We start from the raw sequence: 20165 nt of genomic DNA, 5'->3' as shown, positions 1-20165 counted from the left end.
CTGATCACATGTTATTCAATTATAGATATAGCGGCAGTACGCAGGTATATAGCAATGCAACATCAGCAGGAATTTCATTTTCACCTGATACCAGACGTGAGCCTACTTTCTTCAACGGAAAGCTACACAAAAAGCTCGCCTTCAGGGAAGCCATTTCTGCCTTGCATGATGTAGTCGTGTCAGATCTGCGATTCAAGCCAAAAGATAAAACTGAGTATAAAGAATGGGCTGCGCAACAGGAAGCTGTATGGCTGGCCGAATTCATGGGACAATACAATGCGGCGGCAGCCCAGGAGAAGATCAGACATCTTCGTGAGGAACTGAATGCAGTAAATGCTGAGCGGGACAAGGTGATGGCTCCATACTACAAGGCCCGCCGTACTTACTTCGACTACCTGTATCAAAAGGATAAGGATGCCTGGTTTGTATTGGATCCTGTGATCAGTGTTCACCCTGATGAAATCTTTTTTGAGTGCTTCAGCCAGGATGAATCTGCCTATGGTAAACTGAGCGCCAGTTATAATGTATTTAAGGAGGTCAACGAATTTGAATGTGGTACGACCAACATTGATTATTCTGCAAACCTGTATAATGAGTTCCAGAAGATCCGTGATTATAAGGAGACGACTTTCACAGTAGATCCTTCCGGTTTTGCTGTGCAAACAACGAAGGAAGAACTCTTCAAAGAAGTAAAAATCGATCTGCCTGATAGCTGGGTGAGAGGTTTCCTGCAGGTAAGTTCTGCAATGACATTGCCCGCTGCCAGCTTTGACCTGCATCCGATGGATGTATATAATTTCTGTGCGCAGCTGCGACGTTTCAAAGAAAAGAAAGGACCGCGTTCCATCCGTTTTATTTTGGAACCCGGACAGCCGGTGAAGGCAATCTTCGATCCATGGGGGACAGAGATCGTGTGTGCGAGATCGGTATATACCGGTGTGCAGCGTAAAGAGATCAGGATCTGGGGCCGTCGTCGTCTTTTGATATTGGAAAGACTGATCCCGGTAGCAAAGAAATTTACCGTTCACCTTACGGGTAATGGTCTGCCTTCTTTCTACATCGCGGATTTGGGGGATATGCAGTTCACACTGGGATTGAGCGGCTGGACGGCGAATGACTGGTCACGCGCCGGACAGTTTGACCTGATGGCACCAAGAGGTGTGGTCGATGATGCAACGAAGCTGACGATTTATGGAGATCTGCAACAACATTGGTTTGGTACACCGGAGCAGATAGCTGCGCGTACGGGTGCTCCGAAAGCGGCAGTACTGGCTGCGTTGGGGATCTATACACAGGCAGGTAAAGCCATTTACGACCTGCACTCAGGCTATTACCGGCTGCGTGAACTGAGTCGTGATCCATTGCCACTGGATCAGCTGCGTTTTTCAAATCCGGCGGAAGCCGCTGCTACAAAGCTTGTGGGCAGTGTGAAGTTTACAGCACAGGAAGTACCGGGTGTAGGTGTGCAACTGGAAGGAGTGATTGGGTCAAGGAATCGTACATACCATCCCGTTATAGTGATTGATGCAGATGAAAGGATGGCTTCAGCGCATTGCGATTGTAATCATTACCAAATGAATAAGTTACATAAAGGTCCGTGCGAACATATGCTGGCACTGCGTATGGCGTATGAAGGAGAAAAACAAAAAGTATAAAAAAATATAACAGGGAATAGCAGAATATTGAAGAAAAGAATGTATCTTTAATCCCGTAATGAAAGAGAATATTCATCGCCAAAAATGAATGCTTTTTCAGAATAAAAAGTTCTTTATAAAGAGGAAATGATTGCACTTGCGCCCGTAAAAGGGACGAATGATGTTTCGTCATTCAGGTAACATGACTATACATGCTTCACTAAATGCAATCTTTACTTTGGGAGGGGCGTACTATAGTGCAATTTACAGTACTCGCCCCAGGGGCCCTAAATTACACTATAGTACGCCCCTCCCTGGAGTTGATTGATTTAGTCAAAGGCTTGCACGAAGGCCATTTCCTCTTTATAATTTACGATTGCCGAAAGGCGGCTGTTAACAACCATTCTTCTCCCCTTCTGCCCTTTCCCTGCTTGAATTCATTCATCATTTTATCTGAACTGGAATATGTCAGCAGGTTTGACCCGTCAAGAATTATATGATAAAATCCGTGCTTCCTCAAAAGAAGAAGTAATTCTGGAAGAAATGGTACGCCTCGGTTTCTGGGCGAAAAATGAATCAGTACCCAGTGTACCCGAAACATTTATTCGCAAGGAAGGTGAGCTGCGTAGAGAATTGAACGAACTCCTCAGCGAACAAGCCCGGTATAGAAATAAACAACAGGTGCTCACCGACATGCGCAAAGCACGCATGGCTGCCGCCAAGGCTAAACGTGCAGAGACCAAAAAGCGGAATGAAGAAAAGCGCCTTCAGCGCGCCGCCGCCTGGAAGGAAGAAAAAGAGAAGACCATCGTCTATCTCGGTGAAGATGTATCCGCAGGCTTAAATAAAACGACCTCTGATGCTGAACAGTTACAAAAGTTCGGTCTCCCCTTATTGAATGATGGTGCGCAGCTGGCAGCAGCGATGGGCATCAGCCTCGGTAAACTTCGCTTCCTCGCATTTAACAGGAAAGTAGGTACCGTTTCCCATTACAAACGCTTCTACCTGCCTAAAAAGTCTGGTGGCCGCAGATTGATTTCTGCGCCTATGCCACAACTGAAGGCCGCACAATATTGGGTGCTGGAAAACATCTTATATAAGGTGCCGAACAGTGAATCCGCTCATGGCTTCGTACCCGGCAAGTCTATCGTGACCAATGCTAGTAATCACGTAGGCCAGGAAGTGGTGATCAATATCGATCTGAAGGACTTTTTCCCTACTATCGAATATAAACGTGTCAAAGGGCTCTTTATCAAGCTCGGGTACAGCGAACAGATAGCGACTATCCTCGGCCTGCTCTGTACTGAACCTGAAGTAGACCAGGTAGCCCTGGATGGTAAGGAATATTTTGTGGCGAATACGCCCCGTCACCTGCCACAGGGAGCCCCAGGGAGTCCTGCCATTACAAACCTTATCTGTTATGGCCTGGATAAACGCTTCGAAGGATTGGCGAAGCGGTTTGGGTATACTTATAGCAGGTATGCGGATGATATGACCTTCTCCACTAAAGGGGAAGCCGCCGATAAGATCGGTCAGCTACTCTGGTCCGTGAAACAGGTGGTAAAGGAAGAAGGCTTCCATTTGCACCCTGATAAACTGAAGGTGATGCGTAAAGGGGATAAAAGAGAGGTGACCGGGATTGTGGTGAATGATAAACTGAGCCTGGACAGGGAGACGCTGCGGAAGTTCAGGGCTTTGCTGCACCAGATTGATAAGACCGGGCTGGCAAATAAACAGTGGGGTAATGGGAATATTATCAGCAGTGTAGAGGGCTTTGCTAATTATGTGGCGATGGTGAAGCCGGAGGCCGGCAGACAGTTGAAGGATAAGATTAAGGTATTGTTTAACAGGGAGGATATTAAGGCGCAGGCAAGGGCGATGATGAGCGGGGCGGCGGTGAATGGCGCTGGTAGTACTGGTTCTATAGGTGGTGCTGCCGCCAAAGATGAGCATATTCCAAAAAAAGAGGATGGAAATTGGTGGGATGTGGTGTAATGCCTTTAAATCTCCGTAGATCTATTTTAAGAGAGCGTGTATCGGGAAAGATATGCGCTCTTTTGTTATTAGGAATTGCCTTCGGTTATTAACTGTTTAAACAAATATTTCCCTCCATTAACTCCCCGTTAACTATTTCCTGTTCCTTTTGAACTATTTTGCGTCATCAACTGTTAATTTTTTAGCTGATCACACAAGCTAACTATCCTCTATTTTCGTTATCAATAAATACAATATCAACACAGCATTCTGTATGAGTTTTATCCGTATGTGCCCCCTAAGACCTGGTACCTCATTTGCAAAGGGAAACTTTGGCATCTACGCAATTCCCATGCGAAATGCGCCCGTTATCACAAAACAAATCACAATGAAAAAATATGACAAAGGGGGGCCTTTTATTACTTAAGCAGTGCATGCAATTGTAGCTATCCGCCCCAAAATTTAATCAGTTCAGCTCATTGCCTGCTTCTTTACTCTGATACCATCACATTGACCGGATTTATTGCGCAAGCCGGGAACTTGCCGCTAAACCCAGGTCCATGTTATGTTCCGTTAATTTAAAATATCGGTACATGAACCTACTACAACAAATCGTTACTACTGGCTGCGGTAACGTGAAGGGCACTTCATTGCAGGAGGTTGAAGACACACAGCGAACCATTCGACTCGTCAACACATTGTGTCTGATCTGTGCTGTTATGTGTTTTTCCTTCGGCTTGAGCTGCCTCTACCTTATTGGAAACCAGATTTTTTTATGGCCGGCCATCATTGAAGCCGCCATCTTTTTCTCTATCATCTGTGTGAACGGGCTTGGAAAGTATTCCCTTGCCAGCATGCTATTGATCGTCGTTAATAATGTGACCATTCAATATTACAGCGCCATTATGGGCCGGGTTACTGAAATCCATCTCCTGTTTATTTTCCTGATTGGTTTATCATTATTACTGTTTCAAAAACCTTCGCAAAGAAGGATGAGTATTGCTATTACCATCGGTTGCTTTCTGGCAGGCGAGATCAATATGTACTTCGGCTTCTTCCCTCCTTTGGTGAACATTGCAGATTTTTTTCCGACAGAATTTGTGATCCGCTGGGTCACTATCCCTGGTATCCTGGTTTTGGACCTCATGGTGTTTTCTTTTTATGTCAGGAATGTTGACCGCCTGCGTCACAGGGAAATGACACAGGTGCAGGAAATGCTGGAAACAGTGAGACTACACAATGCGGACCTGGAGGCACTTACCGCCAGGTTGGCACGTGCTACAGATGCAAAGACTGTCTTTGTACGTGAGACCAGTCATGAAATCCGGACGCCGCTAAATGCGATTTTCGGCATCAGTCAGCTATTGCAACTGAAGGTGGCACAGGACCGTAACCTCGCTCCCATCCGGCTGCTGGCAGATCACTTGTACGCTGCCAGTTTTAATACACGCGAAATCATTAACAATGTCCTGGAGTTCTCACGGATCGAAGCCGGCAAGGCGGCTACCGCAGAAAATTCAGCGTTGGATATCAGGGAGTGGCTGGATAATGTGGTCAATATTCACCAGTATATAGCCAGTATCAAGATGGTGCGGATCCGGTATAATGTTGCTGAAGAGATGCCGGAGTTCCTGATGGTGGACAAGCTGCTGCTGACCAAGATGCTCAATAATCTCCTCTCAAATGCAATCAAGTTTACTGCCAGCGAGAGCAATGTGTCCATTCATGTTTTTGCGAAGGGAGACAGATGGTATATTACGGTGGCCGACCAGGGTGAAGGGATTAGTGAAGAAAGGCAGGCAAGTATTTTTGAGGCCTTTGTGACTGAAAGGAATATCTTCCTTGAAGGTACAGGATTAGGCCTGCACATTACCCGTCACCTGGCGGAGGCCATGGGTGGAACCATTGATGTAAGGAGCCAGGAAGGTGTGGGCACTACTTTTACGGTGAGTCTGCCGCTGGAAGGGGCTGCATTTAAGCCAGGTAAGGATGGTAAGGAATGGCCGGAGAGAATGCTGAATCTCAATGCGGCCAGCATCCTGATTATTGAAGATGATAAAATGAGTCAGATGATATTGACACGGTTTTTATCAAGTCTGGGGAGCAGGGTGACTGTAGCCGGAGATGGTGTGGAAGGGATGTTGTTAGGCAGGGCATCTAAACCGGATATCATTATCCTGGATGCGCATATTCCGGGGATGAGTGGAAAGGATACGCTGACACGTATCAGGGAGGATGATGTGCTGAAAAATGTGCCGGTGATCATTGCGAGCGGAGATGCATTTAATGGTGCCAGTGAGGAGATGATGAATGCGGGGGCGAATGAATACCTGGTAAAGCCAATTGAGTTCAAGGCATTGCATGCTACGCTTACGAAGTATATTGAATAATTGAAAATTGGTTCAGTGAATAATTGAAGAATTAATTATGTGAATATTAGAGGGTCAATATAGTGTAAGAACCTGTATCAATGGCTGATACAGGTTCTCTTTTTTATTGAGTATTAAACCAAAACACAATATTTAAAATTGTACCCAGGCAATATTCGCCTGTCTCGTTTCTCCCTTCCTTGTAATCAGGATCGTCACATACTGGCTCTTTTCCTGCTTATAATCACTGGCTCCCAGCATGCAATAATACCCTTTGTAGGTCTCTGGCGTACCAAAGAGAAACAATCTCTCCCCGGCAGCATTATAACAAACCACATTCGCCTCAATCAGGTAACGTAGCGGTTTCTTATCTGTATACACACCTCCGGGATCCAGGTAAGCCAGGTAGTCGTTGAACAGGATATAATTACCATGCGCGGTATTCAGGTAATCAAAAGACAGGTAAGGTGTGGTATTCAGCGCCTGGATCCTGTTCCTGAACATCCACTGTCCTTTCTTCCTGCGATACAGGAACAGAGGATCATAGAGTCCATTCGCAATCTGCATCTTGATCTGTGCCAGCCCTGACTGAACGATACCATTACTATCCAGAGTAAGTACACCGATATCATTCATATTGGTATGCATGTTATTCCAGGCATTGGTACCCCCGGAAGTGAACAGGGCAATATTTTCAAACAGCAAGGTGGTTTTACCATCATCCGTGATCATCATACGCTGTGGTACACCGGTATATGGATCGGTATATTTCAATTTCTCCTGCGCATAAGCGCTGATCTTATCCAGGGACAGGGGTTGGTGACGATATTCATCCAATGTATTGGCATCCAGGTAACTGAGCTGCATATCCACACCTGGGGTTTTAGTTCCCTTGCCGGTGGCATTGGTCAGCAATAATACCAGTTTTTGCGATGCCGGAATATATTGGATATTCGCATGGATATCCTGCATATTTGCAGTATAGGGCAGCAACTGGTGCTTTACTTCCGTGTCATGAATCCTGGATACGGCTACCATTGCGCTGGTATCTTTTACGTTCCTGCGAATCCGTAGTGGAGTTGTCACCAGGTAGACCTGGTCTTTGTGTACAGCCATGTCCAGGTAGCCATGATAGGGATAATCAGCTGAAGGCAGGTAGGAAGTACTATGTCCAATCTGCTGATGATCAGGCGAATATTGATACACCTGTACCCTTTCGCCCGGTGTTTCCTTCTTATCCAATTCACCACCTGCAAAGGAAGCAACAGCATAATAGCCGCTACGCGGGTCTTTTGCGACGTAGAAATCATGGGAGGCAAAGTTGTCCTGCACCACGACATCCCTGTGCTGAATGGTAGGCAGTTCACCCAACTGATCTTCCTGTACCAGTTTACCTGTTTTACCATCCAGGATCAGTCTATACAGGCGGGGTTTCATTTTCACCAGTTGCTGCAGGAACAACACCACCTGTCCGTTTATTTCATAAATACCATCTATCTCTGTGTCATTTAATGCATTTACATCGAATAATTTAGCATTGACTGTATCAGTCGCTGCAGGTTTGTGCTGGCCATCGAACATATTGACAATAATCCCTGCTTTCTTATCGAAATGCAGGTAAGCAGTATAGCTGTTGTCGAGGAGTAAGATCTTGTCAAAACCATCACCGGGTTCAGGGAAGTTATTACTAAGTTGTACCTGTGGTACCTGCGCGGAAAGTTGTGATGTAAATAACAGGGCAAGAAGGCGGGTGCCTTGCCAGAAGTATCTCATAGGTATTAATAAGGTTATGAATGTAAATGTATAATTAATTTTTAAATATTTAATTAGAACAAACTGATTGTTTGCCCTTTATCCTTTTTTACTTGTCCTTCCGGCCCTTTTACTATATTTATGCATAATTATTAACAATTGAATGATCTAATGAGAAGCAACAAGTTCTTACTTTTTTGTATGTTAGGAGCATGTCTGTCTGGTCCCGCAATGGCTCAGACCGAGGCCCCCAAATATGATCCGCACGCAGCTTTTAGTCCTCTATTCTACCCTACTAACGGCAATGAGTATCGCAGCGCTTCCGGTGCTCCAGGCCACAAATACTGGCAAAATAAGGCGGATTACGCGATCAATGTGAAACTGGATACCAGTACACATCGGCTCTCAGGATCCGTGGCGATTACATATACCAATAACAGTCCCGATCAGCTGCCTTTCCTCTGGTTACAGCTGGATCAGAACATTTTCAGGGAAGACAGCCGTGGTTCTGCTACCGCAGTAGTGACTGGCGGTCGCTTTGCCAACAAGAGTTACACCAAGGGGGATGAAATTAAATCCGTGAGTGTAGTGGCCAATGGCAAGTCTACTCCTGTAAAGTTCCTGGTGACTGATACCCGTATGCAGATCTTCCTGCCCAAGCCCCAGGCTGCGAATGGTGCTGCTATCCAAATCAAAATTGAATATGCTTTCGATATTCCGCAATACGGTACTGACCGTATGGGCCGCCTGACTACCCAGAATGGCTGGGTTTATGAAATTGCCCAGTGGTATCCTCGCATGGAAGTATATGACGACATCCTGGGCTGGAACAGCATTCCGTACCAGGGAGCAGCTGAGTTCTACCTGGAATATGGCAATTTTGATTATAAGATCACTGTGCCTGCCGGTCTCGTAGTAGTAGGTAGCGGAGAACTGGTTAACCCTGCTGAGGTCCTGAGTGCAAAAGAACAATCCCGTCTGGCTGCTGCTTACCGGAGCGATAAGGCAGTGATGATCAGAGATAGCAGCGAGGTGGTAAAACCAACTAACAAACGTAGCGGCAACCTGACCTGGCACTTTGTATGTAAAAATGCAAGGGATGTATCCTGGGCAGCCAGTAAGGCATTTGTATGGGATGCTGCCCGCCTGAACCTGCCCAGTGGCAGAAAAGCCCTGGCACAATCAGTTTACCCTACCGAGGCTATCAGGCGCCCTAACGGCTGGATCAGGTCTACTGAATTTGTAAAAGGCTGTATTGAATTCTATTCCAAACAATGGTTTGAATATACCTACCCTGTGGCTACTAACGTAGCTGGTAATATCAGTGGTATGGAATACCCGGGCATCGTATTCTGCTCCTGGAGAAGTAGCGGATCCGGGCTCTGGGGTGTCACTGATCACGAATTCGGTCACAACTGGTTCCCAATGATCGTAGGTAGTAACGAACGTAAATATGCGTGGATGGATGAAGGCTTCAATACCTTTATCAACCAGGGTTCTACTGAAGCATTCAACAAGGGTGAATACTTCACCCCGCAGGTGCTGCAGAACATGGGACGTAGTATGGTAGGTCCTGATCCGATCATGACTATTCCTGACGTGGTGCAGAACAGCTACCTGGGTACTGCGGCTTACTTTAAGCCATCTGCAGGGCTGACGATTCTGCGTGATTATATCCTGGGCAGGGAGCGTTTTGAATTTGCTTTCCGTACTTATATCAATCGCTGGGCGTTCAAGCATCCAACTCCATGGGATTTCTTCCGTACCATGGAAAATGCGGCGGGTGAAGACCTGGCGTGGTTCTGGCGTGGATGGTTCCTGGAAAACTGGGCACTTGACCAGGCTGTAAAAGACGTGAAATATGTGAGTGGCGATCCTGCCAAGGGGGCATTGATTACTATCGAAAACCGCGATCACCTGGTATTGCCTGTTGTTGTCGCTTATACGGACAGTAATGGTAAATCTGATACCGTACGCCTGCCCGCTGAAATCTGGCAACGTTCCGGTACCTGGACTTTCAAGGTGAACTCCACTTCCAAACTGACCAGTGTAGTGATCGATCCTGCGAAAGGGCTGCCGGATGTAGATCCATCCAACAATACCTGGAAAGGTGAAGTACGTAAGGTAGCTGCCGGTACTACTGCTACAGACATCATCAATCGTTATTTCACAGCGATCGGTGGTATGGACAAACTGAATGGAATCAAGGACCAGTCAATGACTGCCATCGGCAGCGTACAGGGTACTGAAATCAATATGGTGAAAAAGTACAAATCTCCTGACAAGTACTACATGGACATCTATATCGCTTCTATGGGTGCTCATGCGAGCCGCCTGATTATCAATGGCGACAGCGTAATAGCTGAACAAATGGGTAACAGGATGCCGGTAGATGCCAGCATGAAGAATGAACTGAAATCCAGCCTGGAACTATTCCCTGAAAAACAATACCTGAGTGATGGTGCGAAACTGGTATTGTCACCTGATTTTGAGCAGGTGAATGGTAAGGACGTTTACAAACTGCTGGTGACTGAACCAGATGGTGAACTGATTGAACTGTACTATGATGCTGCTACTTACTACAAGGTGAAAAGCATCAACAAACAGGGCGAGCAGGTAACCGGTATGCTGGAGTTCAGTGATTACAAAGATGTGAGTGGGATTAAATTTCCTTACACACTTGTAAATACAATTGGTGGTAATCAACAGATCAATTTCAAGGTGAATGAAATAAAAATAAATAGCGGATTGTCAGATGGAGAATTTAAATAATTTAATATCCGGCTGGCTTAAAAAAGCTTAAATTGCATGAATCGCTTCTGCCCCTGGTAGAAGCGATTTTTGTATGTAGCTTTTATTTTTAGTTCGTTATATTGCAACAAATTGATCAGGCTCAACTAATTAGGACAAGTTTGAGGTTTGATGTAGTAAACCCAAAAGCGAATGCATATCAGAGACACACTTGCAACTATTACACATACAGGAGCTGATGTGGATGACCTGGATCTGCGTACCCGTATCATTAAGGTGAATACGATGTCGTTGATTATAGGGTTGTTGGTGACTTTTTTTGCATGGTTTTTTTACGCTATTTCGGGGAAGATGGAAATCCTGGTAGCAGCTTCGGTGGAGGGTTTGGCTTATTTCTCTATCATCTGGATCAACAAGAAGGGCAAGTATGACCTGGGTGCCTTGCTGGCACAGTTAATTCCCAACCTCGCCACTTTATATTTTGGAATCATCTTATCGGCAGTGGTAGAAGCGAGTCTGCTGGCGATCTTCCTCATTGGTTCCAGTTTCCTGATCATAAAAGACAAAAAGTACAGGGTGATTTCGGTTGCATTGACTGTGATTGTGGTGGTGCTCTTACAGGTCAATGAAGAACTCCTTATTATTCATCCTTTGACTTTTGGTTATACTAACCAACGCATTATTCACTTCTCTGCTATCGGGGTGGTGTTTAGTCTGAATATCCTCATCATTGCCCTGTATGTGAACCAGAATGATATCCTCGTCACAGAGCTGCGGGAAAGAGGAGAAAAGCTGGAAAAGGCGAATGATTACAAGAGTATATTTGTGCGGGAAACGAATCATGAAATCAGGGTGCCGCTGAACGCTATTCATTCTATCAGCCAGTTATTAGTGATCCAGAGCCGGCAGCAACAGGAGCTGGCACCGATCCGGGCTACGGCGGAACACCTGTGTGCAGCGAGTTATCACGCACTGGAAATTATCAATAATGTCCTTGAATTATCCAGGATCGAAGTTGGCAAATTGCACGAGGTATTCCGGGAACCTTTTGATGTGAAAAACTGGATTGATAATATCGTGATCACCAGTCAGTATATTGCGAGGAATAAGGGTGTCAGGATCGTGCTGGATTACGACAAGCAACAGATGCCTGCGCAGATAGACAGTGATAAGGTGAAGCTGACACAGATTGTCAATAACATCCTTTTCAACGCTATAAAATTTACTGCTGATAATTCCACTGTCTCTATCCAGATCTCTACTGAAAAGAATATCTGTTATATCCGGATCCGGGATGCGGGCCAGGGTATGGACAAGGAACAGCTGGAAAGGGTTTTCGATCCTTTTATTTCCGGTAAGAATGATTTCTCCAGTGGAACCGGTTTAGGATTGCACATTGCCCGTCACCTGGTGAGTCTGTTGGGAGGTGCAATTACGGCGGAAAGTTCGCCGGGCAAGGGGACGCTCTTCTGCATTGCCTTTCCGCTGGTTGCGTTTGAAGGTAATAAACCAGCACAACCAGTGATGAAGGAGATGCCTCCACTACCCTCTTTTACGAATATCCGGATGATGATCGTAGAGGATGACCAGATGAGCCAGATATACCTGACCCGTTATCTCTCCAGCCTGGGTTGTCATTTGCTAACGGCGGCTACCGGCGAACAGGCGCTGAGTGTGATGCAAAAACAGCCGCCAGACATCATTTTGCTGGATAGCCATCTGCCCGATATGGATGCATTGGTAATGCTGAACAAGTTAAAAATCATACCCCACTTAAAAGATATTCCCGTTATAATCACCACCGGTGATGTATTTGAAGAGACCCGGGCTGCGATGATGAATGCAGGCGTTGCCGGGTATATCACCAAACCCATCGATTTTAATTTACTGACCCAGGAGATCAATAACTGCCTCAAGCTCCCCGCACTGTTTTAATCCCTGTACTTCCCGTATCTTCACGTTATATAATGTTGGTTTACAACCCATAGTATGCTGTCATATACTCAGCCTTCACCAGGCTCATAGTCGTTAATGCCGCACTTATACTTTTGAATGTCTTCTCTTGTGCTACTGCGGAGTTCCCGCAGCGCTATCCCGCTACTAATCCGAGCTAGTTTTTCTTTCACTCATAAAACACACACAAGTATGAAGACTATTAACGTTCCGCAGCTTTACTGTCCTTTTGAGTCAAGGATCAGTCCATTTGTAGACAAGGTAGACAGACACACTACCAATTGGCTACACCGCTTTCAGCTTCTCTCGGGGGAGGAATTGTACGAAAAGTATGCGAATTACAAGTTTGCCTGGATGACCTGCAGGACTTATCCGGATGCAGATTATGAATTTCTTTGCGCTGCCAACAACCTGAATTCCCTGCTTTTTGTAATGGACGATTTGCTCGACCATGCTTCTTCAGAGACGGCGGGTTACAGGACCGCCGATTATGTACAAGGTATTATTGGGGGCTTTGTAAATGTATTGCGGTTCAATAAGCGCATACCCATTTCTGTCAACCCGATTATGGCGGCTTTCAGCGATTTCTGGGAAAAGATGCGACGACTGAGCAGTGCATCCTGGCAATGCCAGTTTACCCTGAGTCTGAAAGCGGTTTTCGAGGCCGGGATGTGGGAAATTGAGAATTCCCGGGCACACCGGCATCCGAGCATGCTGCAATACATGAAGATGCGCCCTTATTTTGCCGCGGCCAACCTGGCTACGGACCTGCTGGAAGTGGCTACCAAACAGAATTTGCCTGTTTTTGTGCTGCAGAATGAAGAGTTCCAGCGCCTGGTAGAACTTGCAAGGCGTACCATTTGCTGGTCCAACGACCTCTTTTCACTGTCTAAAGAGCTGGAGCATGGGGACGAGCACAACCTGGTGGTGGTAATTGAACATGAGCGGAATATCAGCCTGGAACAGGCCATTGAGGAGACGGCCCGCATTCATGACCGGGAGATTGCACAGTTTAATGAACTGCGGACACAGTTGCCTTCTTTTGGGATCAGGATTGATACGGAAATTCAACGTCACCTGGATGCGATGGGGACCATGCTCAGGGGATTTATGGATTGGTCCATTTATGACACGGCGAGGTATGAGTTTAACTATGTAACCGAATAGGTTACAATGAAACCTGCTTTGGCCCGCAACCAAAGCAGGTTTTCACTGGTTCGGCCCGCTTGATTATCAACAATTTTAAGGTAGCTGTAAATTTGTTTTGGGTAATGTTTAATATAATTTTATATATTTAATGTCATTGTAGTGCGGGAATAATGTTCCCTTCCCGTGATTGTAGCGATTGGTTCCCCTGTTTCCCAGGTTGCCCGTAGATAAATTTTGTACACTTTAGAAAGTTTTAATCATATAATCCTGCTATCATGAAAGTATCTGCTATCAGTTTTCCCAGCGTGTTCGAGTCAGCGTATGGAAACACAGAGAATTCCTCAAAAGACCTGTTGAATGGTTTAAAAATTAAGAAAGACGATAACTGGTACATAGTCGGCAACCTCGCAAGAAGAGGTGGCATTAACCCGGGGCGTATTACCAATGCGGCACCCCAGGAAGATGACTATGAAATACTCTTCAAAGCTGCCATGGTCAATGTATTGGACAAGGTTCAACAGCCTTTGTCTGTCACCATGGGGTTCCCTTTTTCTACGTACAATATTTACAAAGCAGCAGCAGAACAATTCCTGAGTAAAAGACATTTCCTGATAGAGTATGATACGCAGACTTTCAACAATAAAGGCACGATCAAAAAAGGGATGCTCGATATTGAGCGTTTTGAAGTGATCCCTGAAATTGTAGGTGGTATAATCGGGTTAAAGAAGACCCTGAATGAGCAGAAGAATGACAATTTTATTGCTGTGAGCTTTGGCTTCGGTACTATTGAAGGCGGTCTGGCTACTGCCGATGGGCTTATTAACCGTACCTGCTTTAGTAGTCATGGTATTAAATATGCGATCAATAACCTGGCCCGTGAGCTGAATAAAACCTATTACCTGGATATGAAGAATGAGCATCAGCTGGATGATGCCTTCATGAAAGGGTCCATCTTTACCAACCGCAAGCGCATTGACCTCAAGGAGACCCGTAAGGCTTTGCTGAAGCAGTATTACAAGGAAGTGGTTTCCCCGCTGATGCGTAATTATTTCACTGACCAGGATTTTGAAACCTGCAGCAAGATCTACCTGATGGGTGGTGGTGCACATTACCGTGAACTGACGGATTGTTTCCTGGAAGAATTTAAGGATTTTATCCCGGTAGATGTGGCACCGGATCCTGAAAACCTCGTAAGTATAGGTTATCTTTATAACTCATTGCGTATCTCTGATGATAAGCATCAGCGTAGTGTAGGCCTGGACCTGGGCAATGCCTCCTCTATTATTTCCATATTTGAAGAAGAAAACATATCTGCGGTTTCAAAAATCTGACGTGTCTGCAATAATCGAAATACTAAAAAATGCTTTCCGGAAGAGCATGTTCCTGATACCGAAAGAAGTGTCCGTACAGGGCGCTATCGAGTCGCCGATTCCGGGCCGCATCGATGGTACTGTTCGTGGCGATGTGCGTACTGAGGGTTTGCTGACTATCGGCCATACCGCCAGTATACGGGGAAATGTGTATGCTACGGACCTGATTCATTTCGGCAAAGTATATGGTGATATCTATATCACCAATAAGGCGGTGATCAGTAATAAGGCATATATAAAGGGTGATGTGACGGCGTTGATCCTGGAGCTGGAGGAGGAAGCGGTAATAGAAGGGGCAATCCGGAAGCATGTCAATGACCTGGAGCATGCAATTCCTGTTGATCCTGAGCCGGAGCCTGAGAAGCCGGCGATTGAGGAGGAGGAAAAGCCAACGAGTTGGTTTTAAAAAACTGGTCCTGTAAAATATTAAGGGCTGTTGCTTTACGCAACAGCCCTTTTTTTAGTGTCTTGGTTTCGCTCTTTCATATTGCAGCGGCCATTTCAGTGATTCATCTTTCAGCTGATGGGCGGCGTGCAGCGGGAAATATGGATCCCTGAGCAATTCCCTGGCGAGGAATACCAGGTCTGCTTTCCCGGTGCTGACGATCATTTCTGCTTCTTCGGCAGTGGTGATCAAGCCTACGGCACCGGTTTGGATGCCGGTTTCCTTTTTAATATGTTCAGCAAAATGTGTCTGATACAATGGGCCTACCGGTATTTTCTGCCTGGTATCCAGGCCGCCGGAGGAGGTATCGATCAGGTGTACGCCTGCAGCTTTCAGGATGCCTGAGAGTTTTGTGCTTTCAGGCAGATCCCAGCCACCTTCTACCCAGTCGGTCGCAGAGATGCGCACGAATAATGGGTTTTCTTTTGGCCATACTTCCTGTACGGCTGCAACTATTTCAGTGAGCAGGCGGATCCTGTTTTCAAAGCTGCCACCATATTCATCTGTGCGGTGATTGCTGAGTGGTGAGAGGAACTGGTGAATGAGGTAGCCATGGGCAGCATGGATTTCAATCACTTTAAAGCCTGCTTTGAGGGTGCGTACGGCGGCTGCTTTAAAGTCGGCGACAACTTTATCGATTCCCGCCTTATCAAGCGCTTTTGGCTGTCCGTAATGTTCAGAGAAGGGAATGGCACTGGGAGCCATGATATTTTCCCATCCGCCTTCGCTTACGGGCACCAGTTTCATGCCTTTCCAGGGCTCGGTGGTGCTGGCTTTGCGGCCGGCATGGGCGAGTTGGACACCGGCGACGGCACCATGGGCATGGAGGAAATCGACTATGTGTTTTAATTTTTCGATGTGTTCGTCTTTCCAGATGCCCAGGTCGGCGGGTGAGATGCGGGCTTCGGGGGATACAGCGATCGCTTCGGTGAGGATCAGTCCTGCACCGCCTACGGCGCGGCTGCCCAGGTGTACGAGATGCCAGTCATTGGCAAAGCCGTCTGTAGCGCTGTATTCACACATGGGACTCACTACGATTCTGTTTCTGAGTGTAACTGCGCCTATCTGTAGCGGCGTAAATAGTGCTGCCATATATTGCTCTTCTTTTATTTTTGATTGAAGGAGATCGAATTTAGGGAGAAATGAGGATATGGAAATTGCAAAAAGCAATGGAAGAGTTATGAAAAACAAAGATGGGTTTATCCTTTGGGGTTGGGGCCGGCAGGACATGCAATACCGGCCCTGTATAAAATAAATATCCCGACCTTGTGGGGCCGGGATATTCCTTTCAGTGTATGAAAAAGCAAGCTTAGTCGATACGGCGAACGTTAACTGCGTTTAATCCTTTTCTACCTTCCTGCACTTCGAACTCCACGCGGTCGTCTGCCTGGATCTCATGGATTAAACCGTTTACGTGAACAAAAGTCTCTTTATTGGATTCATCATGCTTAATGAAGCCGTAGCCTTTTGTCTCGTTAAAGAACTTTACAGTTCCTTGAAATTTGTTTGTCATTTGAAAAAATTAAAAATTTGTAAAGGTTAAAGGTAACCTTTTCAGCGTCGCTTACCAAATATTAATTTTCAAGGTAGTGTTGTTGTTTGCAGTTACTTATTTATCGCGACATCGATATCCTTGTACATTACCCTGAAACAGCGGCTGGCGCTCTCTAAAGTATCCTTCGGCGTTTTCCGGCCGTAGTACTCATCCATAAAGGATTCCGCATTGGACCATACGGTCTGCATCATCCCCTGATAACGGTCTTTCATTTCGGGTGTTGCATTATTTCTAAAAGCAATCATATCCTTTACCTGTTGCTGGGCAAACTCAGGTTTTCTCCAGGGACAGGTAATTACATTGAGTCCTTTAATGGCAAAATAAACCGGTGTTTTTTCCGGGCGATCGTAATGCCAGTCGCAGATCATCACATCTTTTGGAATCAGGTCTATGGCGCGGTATGTATTATTCATACTTGCTTCCCACATGCCCAGGCCGGTGGTTTTACCATCCAGCAGGCGGTCGCCCCAGATCCAGAGCTGGCGGCCTTTGTCTGCCAGGTGATTGCGCAGGGTGGCCACTTCGCCGGCATAAAGTTCCGCCTTGTCCCTGCCACCGCAACGGGGGCACTTCTCCTCTCCTATGTAAAATACCTCGTCCATGCCTGCATGAAAGGCGGTGGTTTCAAAGACATCGCAGAGCTCATCCATGATATCAAATACCACTTTGTGCAGACCGGGTGCCAGTGGACAATAGCTTTTGCAGTAAAGTCCGTCCGGGTTAGGCCAGGCATACTTTTCAGGCATTTTCACCCAGGGAGTTTCGTCGAACTGGGGGTACCTGGTGAGCAGGCCAAATACTTCTCCGGCCCAGGATTGGTGGCCTAAGAGGTTGAATTGCGGAATTAAACGAATGTGGTTTTTCTTGCATACGGCTACCACCTTTTTGATATCCGCTTTGCTAAGACAGTTTTCGTTGCGGAGTTCAGGGTGGCTTTCGTATTTGTAATTGTAGTCCACCCGCAGGATCAGCGTGTTCACCTGCCGGGGGGCCAGTTCCTGGTCAATGAATTTAATAAATTCGTTCAGTCCAGACGGTGAGGGCGCTCCGATACAGAAACCACGAACCGGTAATACGCTGTCTGGTTGAGTTTGGGCGTAGGAAGTAAGTCCTATAACGCAGCATAACAGGGAAAGAAAGATGACGTTTTTCATTTTGATAAATTACGAAATAGTATTATCAATGTGAAAGAAATTACATCAACGGAGCCAGTGAATGTTTGAAATGCCGGATTGACATTATCACAAGTTCAGATCAACCGCTCCTCTTATCTCTGTAGATATTTCACCTATGGTTGCATTGCCCTTGCTATTCTGACCTGTATAGACTTTTACAAAATTGATGGCTGATAAACTTACCTTGTTGCCATTATCATCCACCGCATTGGCCAGGTCAAAACTATTGTAGCCATTTGTGCTATATTCGGCCGTCCAGTTATCCGCGTAGCCATTTGCAAAACCGGTATTGGTAATGAAACCCGCGCTGTCTTTTAGTGTAACCGGTAGTCTAAGGCCTGTGAAAGAAAGAGAATCCTGTGTGGTGATGAACGAAGGATAATAGGACTGTGTATGATATGCATTGATTGCTACGGTGCCTGAGTCACCCTGGTTGTCTTTCCACTTTACATCTGCATTGGTGCCCGGATTATAATAGGTGATCTTATAATTCTTTAGAGCATTGTTATATTGGTCACCTGCTAATGTATACCAGGCATCATCCGGCAATCCATTTCCGTTTACATCCTGGCTTACCATAACTACGCCGGGTTCTGAGAGGCTTTCTATGGTATTGCTGTAGATCCCAAATCTGCTGACTCCATGATCAAATCCAAAGATCACATAGCCGCCAAAGGCCCCGAGGCTTAGTACATTTTCCGTATTGCCAACCAGCTTTTGTGCGGCTGTATTATCACCTATACTGGTATTTATAAATTGTCCGGGTGCGGGTTTATATTCATAGATCTTACTGATGTATTTACTTTTTGTAGCAGTGCTTGTATCATCCTTTTTGCATGCACTTAAAACCAATAAGATGAAGATCCATTTACGCATAAATTATTGAATAAAGGGCGATAAATTGTGATTTTAAAACAGATAATGAAATAGGAAATGCTATTCGATAAAGGTGATCACTGAAGGTATATTACCGGTGCTAACACTCCATTTCTTTGTTCCTGTTTTATCAAAGCAATACAAGGTGCCTGGCAGTAAATAATCCTTTACATCTGTGATCAGGATATCTCTTGTTACAGGGTCTACGGCTATCCCGTATGGCGTTGTAAGAGCCTGATTCTGAATGAACCCATTGCTAACAATTGATTTCGTTTTTACATTCACTATACCATAACTGATAGTGTTTGTACCTGTATTATTACTCCACTGCACGCTGATGATGTAAGCGGAGTCTCCCCTGATAGCGAGGTTGCTTACCCCCAGATTCAGTGAATCTGTAACAGCATCAGTTGTACTGCTGACTATAAAAAGTTTGGAAGGTATATTATAATAATCACCCCTGGAACTCACATACAGGTTACCGTATCTATCTGCTTTTACATGGTGCAGGTTGACGGCGACATCAATTGTTTTGATGAGGGTAAAGGTATTTAAATCTATTACTGACAAGGTGCGGTCATAATTGGAAGAAGTATACCCACCTGAGTTCGCGACATACATTTTACTTCCCACCACAGCCATTTCTTCCGGCTGGCGGCCAACAGTCAGGGTACGCAATACTTCGAAGGTGGAAGTATCTGCTTCGGCAATAAAACCAGCTCCATCTGTACTACCACTAGCGGCAGCGAATGAGCTCACATATACTTTACCGTTATAAAAAGAAATATAGCGGCAACTGCGTACACTGATTTCCCCCAGGTGCTTTGCGGTATGCTTATCCATCACTTCTACCCTATCCGAGCCATTGATTACGGCATATAATTTATTGCCATAGATCTTCAGGTCATTGCCTACATCGCCCAGCTCTTTTACGATGGTGGGATTGATTTCTCCGTAGATATTCAGGTTATAATCTCCTTTCCTTCCATTGAAATAGTCCAGCGTCGTCTGGTTCAATCCCATATTCCCTTCATTTAATAAATAAAAGGAACTTTGATTTGTATCATCCGTGACATGCGTTGCTTCGCTGGAACTGCTGTTTGTCCCGCTTTTTCTGCATGCACTTAAAACCAGTAAAACGAAGATCCACTTTCTCATAACT

The 20165-nt window shown here is 45.7% G+C and carries 14 protein-coding genes; 8 read left to right on the top strand and 6 right to left on the bottom strand.

Annotated features, from left to right (window positions below):
- The first annotated feature begins 8 nt into the window (after positions 1-8).
- From DXN04_RS20180 to DXN04_RS20170, 3 genes are all read left to right on the top strand, one after another.
- Positions 9-1655 (top strand): SWIM zinc finger family protein, encoded by a 1647-nt coding sequence (locus DXN04_RS20180; protein WP_116855193.1) that lies wholly within the window; start codon positions 9-11, stop codon positions 1653-1655.
- A 444-nt stretch (positions 1656-2099) separates the two neighbouring features.
- Positions 2100-3629, top strand: coding sequence for a reverse transcriptase family protein (locus DXN04_RS20175; RefSeq protein WP_116855192.1), 1530 nt, complete (start codon positions 2100-2102; stop codon positions 3627-3629).
- 572 nt (positions 3630-4201) lie between these two features.
- Positions 4202-5998 (top strand): ATP-binding protein, encoded by a 1797-nt coding sequence (locus DXN04_RS20170; RefSeq protein ID WP_158569088.1) that lies wholly within the window; start codon positions 4202-4204, stop codon positions 5996-5998.
- Positions 5999-6130: 132 nt separating this feature from the next.
- Here DXN04_RS20170 and DXN04_RS20165 read toward each other — a convergent pair whose 3' ends face one another.
- Positions 6131-7750, bottom strand: a complete 1620-nt coding sequence (locus tag DXN04_RS20165; RefSeq protein ID WP_116855190.1) for a hypothetical protein — start codon at positions 7748-7750, stop codon at positions 6131-6133.
- 180 nt (positions 7751-7930) lie between these two features.
- On the opposite strand from DXN04_RS20165, the gene DXN04_RS20160 reads away from it, so the two are divergent.
- The 5 genes from DXN04_RS20160 (at position 7931) to DXN04_RS20140 (ending at position 15358) form a co-directional block, all read left to right on the top strand.
- Entirely contained in the window at positions 7931-10501 is a 2571-nt protein-coding gene (locus tag DXN04_RS20160) for a M1 family metallopeptidase (RefSeq protein ID WP_199415090.1), read from the top strand.
- Positions 10502-10672: 171 nt separating this feature from the next.
- The gene (locus tag DXN04_RS20155; RefSeq protein ID WP_116855189.1) at positions 10673-12415 is read left to right on the top strand and encodes an ATP-binding response regulator; all 1743 of its coding nucleotides are present in this window, start codon (positions 10673-10675) and stop codon (positions 12413-12415) included.
- Positions 12416-12625: 210 nt separating this feature from the next.
- Positions 12626-13600, top strand: a complete 975-nt coding sequence (locus tag DXN04_RS20150) for a terpene synthase family protein (protein WP_116855188.1) — start codon at positions 12626-12628, stop codon at positions 13598-13600.
- A gap of 257 nt (positions 13601-13857) precedes the next feature.
- Complete coding sequence (locus DXN04_RS20145) at positions 13858-14913, top strand: ParM/StbA family protein (RefSeq protein ID WP_116855187.1); 1056 nt, start codon at positions 13858-13860, stop codon at positions 14911-14913.
- 1 nt (position 14914) lies between these two features.
- Positions 14915-15358: a bactofilin family protein gene (locus DXN04_RS20140; RefSeq protein ID WP_158569086.1), complete on the top strand. Its 444-nt coding sequence runs from the start codon at positions 14915-14917 to the stop codon at positions 15356-15358.
- 54 nt (positions 15359-15412) lie between these two features.
- Here the strand turns inward: DXN04_RS20140 and DXN04_RS20135 are convergent, their stop codons facing one another.
- From DXN04_RS20135 to DXN04_RS20115, 5 genes are all read right to left on the bottom strand, one after another.
- Positions 15413-16489 (bottom strand): NADH:flavin oxidoreductase/NADH oxidase, encoded by a 1077-nt coding sequence (locus tag DXN04_RS20135; RefSeq protein ID WP_116855271.1) that lies wholly within the window; start codon positions 16487-16489, stop codon positions 15413-15415.
- Between the two features lie 217 nt (positions 16490-16706).
- Positions 16707-16910, bottom strand: coding sequence for a cold-shock protein (locus DXN04_RS20130; RefSeq protein WP_072357632.1), 204 nt, complete (start codon positions 16908-16910; stop codon positions 16707-16709).
- Between the two features lie 92 nt (positions 16911-17002).
- The gene (locus tag DXN04_RS20125; RefSeq protein ID WP_116855185.1) at positions 17003-18106 is read right to left on the bottom strand and encodes a family 20 glycosylhydrolase; all 1104 of its coding nucleotides are present in this window, start codon (positions 18104-18106) and stop codon (positions 17003-17005) included.
- A gap of 87 nt (positions 18107-18193) precedes the next feature.
- Positions 18194-19003 (bottom strand): PKD domain-containing protein, encoded by an 810-nt coding sequence (locus DXN04_RS20120; RefSeq protein WP_116855184.1) that lies wholly within the window; start codon positions 19001-19003, stop codon positions 18194-18196.
- A 60-nt stretch (positions 19004-19063) separates the two neighbouring features.
- Entirely contained in the window at positions 19064-20161 is a 1098-nt protein-coding gene (locus tag DXN04_RS20115; RefSeq protein ID WP_116855183.1) for a YncE family protein, read from the bottom strand.
- Positions 20162-20165 lie beyond the last annotated feature (4 nt).

Origin of the sequence: Chitinophaga silvisoli (assembly GCF_003412465.1) — a bacterium.
Taxonomy (GTDB): Bacteria; Bacteroidota; Bacteroidia; order Chitinophagales; family Chitinophagaceae; genus Chitinophaga; species Chitinophaga silvisoli.
The sequence above is the reverse complement of the archived record's forward strand: the minus strand, read 5'-3'. Positions and strand labels throughout refer to the sequence as shown.